General features: G+C 52.0%; 1 protein-coding gene and 1 pseudogene. Both read left to right on the plus strand.

The features are described from left to right. Positions 1-565: pseudogene (locus ACTHUM_RS14335) on the plus strand (asparaginase); the annotation flags it as partial. Between the two features lie 13 nt (positions 566-578). Then, positions 579-1,314, plus strand: a 736-nt coding sequence (locus tag ACTHUM_RS14340) for a transposase (RefSeq protein WP_440403205.1), incomplete at its 3' end; no start/stop codon positions are given.

Consider the following 1,314-nt stretch of genomic DNA (forward strand, 5'->3'; position numbering starts at 1 on the left):
GGTGATTGCCTTTGACGGCAAGCTCTTCCCATCCGTCGGCAGCAGCAAGGTCAGCACCGAGACCGCCGCAGGTTTTGACAACCTGCATTTTGGCACGCTCGCCGAATGGGAGGAAAACAAAGGTTGGCACAATATCCGTACCGCCCCGGCTGAACATTCAGACGGCCTCAAACCGCGTCTTCCAAATCCTGAAGCCAAAGTTTCCGTCCGCACGCTGATTCCCGGTTATGCCACGCAAGAACTTTCAGACGGCCTGCCCCACCTTTCCGCCCAAGCCCTGATTCTGCAAAGCTACGGCCACGGCAATGCGCCGAGCAACGATGCGTTTGTCCGAGCCGTCCAAGCCTTTACGCAACAAGGCAAGTTGCTGCTCAACATCAGCCAAGTGCCGCAAGGTTGCGCCGCTGCCGTCTATGCCCAAGGCGATGCTTTGCGTCAGGCAGGTATCATCAACGGCGGCAAATGCAATCTCGAAACCGCCACTGCGCTGATGACCCTCGCCGTATCTCATGACTGGAATGCAGATAAGGTGCAACAAGAATTGCGACAATTAAATCTGCTGTAAACCACCATTAAATATGACTTTCACCGACACCCACTGCCATCTTGCCGACCCCAAACTTGCCAGCACGCTGCCTACTGTGCTTGCCGAAGCGCAAGCCGCCGGTGTGGCGCGTTTTATTGTACCGGCTACGTCCACAAAAGATTGGCACTCTGTTGCGCAGTTGGAAAGGCCGTCTGAAAACATCCAAAGCCTCAAACGCCTGTTGAGCCTGCAAAACCAACTGAAAGAACAGCTGACAGCACAAAAAAACAGGCTGAAAGCAGCAAAAGACAGCTTTGTACAACAAATCCACCAAAAGCAGATAGACGAACTCAACCAGCATCTGCAAGACGTGGACGGCCAAATCAAACAAACGGCCAAAGCAGACAAAGCCATTCAAGAAACCGCCAAACGCCTACAAACCATCCCATCAGTCGGCCAAACAACGGCTATATACCTAACCGTTCATCTCCTTACCGCACATTTCAAAAACGCCAACCACTTTACAGCATTCGCTGGCATGAGCCCGCAACAGAAAAAATCAGGGACAAGCGTCAACGGCAAAGAAAAGCTGACAAGGTATGGCAACAGAAAACTACGCGGCGCCCTCTTCATGGCCGCCATGGTAGCCATGCGTCAAAATTACTTTCCCGACTTCACCAAAAGACTGCAAAAAGCCAAAAAGCCCAAGATGGTTATTATCTGCGCCCTGATGAGAAAGCTACTCGTCATTGCCTATCATCTGCACAAAAACCAAACCGACTTCGATC

The organism is Neisseria sp. P0021.S006 (genome assembly GCF_051956895.1).